Source organism: Marinilabilia sp. (genome assembly GCF_016278715.1).
Lineage (GTDB): Bacteria > Bacteroidota > Bacteroidia > Bacteroidales > Marinilabiliaceae > Marinilabilia.
The window spans coordinates 1-2,876 of sequence record NZ_JADQBH010000061.1 but is presented as its reverse complement, the minus strand read 5'-3'; the positions used below and the strand labels follow the sequence as shown (position 1 = coordinate 2,876).

Below are 2,876 nucleotides of genomic sequence, written 5' to 3'. Positions count from 1 at the left end.
GTTTAGTGAAAGCAGTGCCAAGCTTGCTTGAGCAATGCTGAGCGCAGCAATAATCATAAAGTAATTATTGCGTTTAGTGAAAGCAGTGCCAAGCTTGCTTGAGCAATGCTGAGCGCAGCAATAATCGTGTAAATAAGTTTTTTTTATTACTTTTTTGTATCAAGACAGAAAAGTAATTCAGGGCTTAAAAGATGAAATCCCCTTTTGAAAAATATTTTGGACAATAATGGCTTAAAATACACTATATTATCAGTTAAGATTATCCAGTCAAATTTGAAATGAATTCCTCTCTCGTTGAGAGATTATACAAGATCTGTAGTCAGGATTATTTACCTCAAATTTGGTGCAAAATCATTTTCTCCTAACCAACAGAGCACTATCTTTGTTAATAAAGAAAAGAGATTGTAAAAACATCTGTCATACGAATGGCATTAAACCACAGTTATAATGAACAACGCACAAAAAACAGCGACCGAACTGATTGATTTCATTCATGAGGGTGCCAGTCCTTATCATGTTGTAGAAAGCATTACCAAAAAGCTTCATAAAGCCGGATTTGAGGCGTTAAAGCTTGAGGAAAGATGGAAACTGGAGCCTGGGAAAAAGTATTTTACCACAAAGAACGGCTCTTCAGTTTATGCTTTCATTACCGGCACTAAAGCTCCGTCACGCTCAGGCACTCACCTTATTTGTGCACACAGCGATTCTCCTTCTTTTAAGATAAAACCATCACCTGAAATTATCGAGGATGGTTATTATATTAAATTTAACACCGAAGTTTACGGTGGACCTATCCTCATGAGCTGGCTCGACCGTCCACTGTCTATGGCAGGACGTGTAATAATAGAAAGCAACAATACGCTTCACCCTGAAACGCGTCTGGTTAATTTTAACCGACCAATCTTAACTATTCCAAATCTGGCCATTCACTTAAACAGGTCTGTAAACGAAGGCGTTGAACTAAACAAGCAAAAGGACATGCTTCCTTTATGTGGCATAATTGGTGACAAACAAAGAAAAGGCTACTTTAAAGACCTCCTTTCTCGTGAGGCAGGCGTGGAGGCTGAAAAAATCATTGATTTTGACATCACGCTTAACGAGTTTCATCGCGGCTGCCTTTTAGGGCCCGATAGTGAATTTATTTCCAGTCCCAAGTTGGATGATCTGGCGATGGTTCACGCAGGTTTAAAAGCACTCCTTGATGCGCAGCCCACCGAAGCAACCAATTTTCTTTGCATTTTCGATAATGAAGAAGTTGGTAGTCAAACAAAACAAGGGGCAGGCTCCCCCGTTTTTAAAAACATTTTTGAACGGGTATTAAAACAACTGGGAGAAGACGATGAGGGAATTCAACAAGCACAGCACAAATCCTTCATGATTTCGGCGGATATGGCACATTCTGTTCATCCCAATCATCCCGACAAACATGATCCTGTATTACATCCGTTGATGAATAAGGGACCGGTAATAAAGATCCATGCCAATCAGAAATATACCACCGACGGTGACAGTGGCGCTGTATTTGAAAGTATATGCCGTTTGGCTGGTATACCCTGTCAGAAATTCGTAAACCGAAGCGATATGGTCGGAGGTTCAACGCTGGGGAATGTGCTGACGACTCAAATGGATATCCGATCGGTAGATGTTGGCAACGCTATGCTGGCTATGCACTCGGTAAGAGAATTGGCCGGTGTTCAGGACCATGAATTTATTATCAGGGTATTTAAAAAGTTTTTTGCAATAGAAACCAGGAGTTGAGCAATTGCATAAACGGCAGCATTAAAAATAAAAAGGCATTCTGGATTCCAGTTTAACGAATAGGGGTAGATTTTCGAAATACCGAAGACCTGCCCCTATCTCTTGTAGTTTGCTCTGCGGTTACGTTTCAAAATACACTTTGTTTGAGGCCCCAAAAGTGAAGGATTGGTTTCGGCTTTGTCGCTTTGCTTAAAGCATTCAGCCTTTTCCCTTTCTGTCTGTGGAACACTAACAGCTATGAGCTAACAACCAACCTGGATTCTCTTAAATGTCATTACTGGTTTAATCTCTTTTTCCTGTCTTATGGATTTAAATACTTTTATCTCAACTTCCCGTTTGAGGAATCAACTGTTTGTAATGCTCGAATCGGTTCAGAATTTGCCTCACATAATTGACCGGCTCCTCTCCCATCACATAACCATACCGCACAACTTCGTCATTGTAGTATTCCGGAAACATCAAATTTAGAACGTATTGTTCCACATTATCGTCCCAAACTTTAGGGTTGGCATCGTACTTCTCAGCCAACCTGCGAGCATCTACCACATGAGAATACCCGCAATTGTATGAAGCAAGAGTAAATTTTAACCTTTGAACAGAATCAGGGATAGACTCCCACCTGTTCCACAACTGGTTGAGATAAGTACTTCCGCCCTTCACGTTTTGAGATGGATTGGAAACATTGCTAACGCCCAGTTCTCTGGCGGTTGCAGGCATAAGCTGCATTAATCCTCCTGCTCCTGCCCATGATTCTTCACCAGGGTCGAACCTTGATTCCTGATAAATCACCGAACTCAACAATCGCCAGTCCCAGTTAATTCGATCAGCATGGTGTTTAACAATACTATCGAACCGACTGATGTTGCCACTGTTTCCACTATAGAAATCAGAAGAAAGTCGTGTACTGAAAGAGCGTGTGTTTTTAAAATACTTATTATAAATCACGTAATAGTCAACATTATCACGCATTTGTCTCACCCAATAATTTAGCGTATCGAGCAATTCCGGTGCATTTTTTCGAACAGCCCACGAAATGCGCTGAGAAAAACTGACGGGGGTTTCCACATCCAAAATGGGATAATAGGAAGCATTGAGTTCTGCAATATTATTTTCCGCAA

The 2,876-nt window shown here is 40.9% G+C and carries 2 protein-coding genes; one reads left to right on the top strand and one right to left on the bottom strand.

What is annotated here, in order from left to right; all coding sequences use genetic code 11:
* Nucleotides 1-447 precede the first annotated feature (447 nt).
* Nucleotides 448-1,758, top strand: a complete 1,311-nt coding sequence (locus QZZ43_RS04170) for a M18 family aminopeptidase (RefSeq protein WP_291856568.1) — start codon at nt 448-450, stop codon at nt 1,756-1,758.
* A gap of 324 nt (nt 1,759-2,082) precedes the next feature.
* Here the strand turns inward: QZZ43_RS04170 and QZZ43_RS04165 are convergent.
* The coding region (locus QZZ43_RS04165) for a transglycosylase SLT domain-containing protein (protein ID WP_291856566.1) at nt 2,083-2,876 on the bottom strand (794 nt) is incomplete at its 5' end.

Excerpts from the sequence above, each read along its gene's own strand:
- QZZ43_RS04170 (WP_291856568.1), top strand. The coding sequence starts at position 448 with ATGAACAACGCACAAAAAACAGCGACCGAACTGATTGATTTCATTCAT.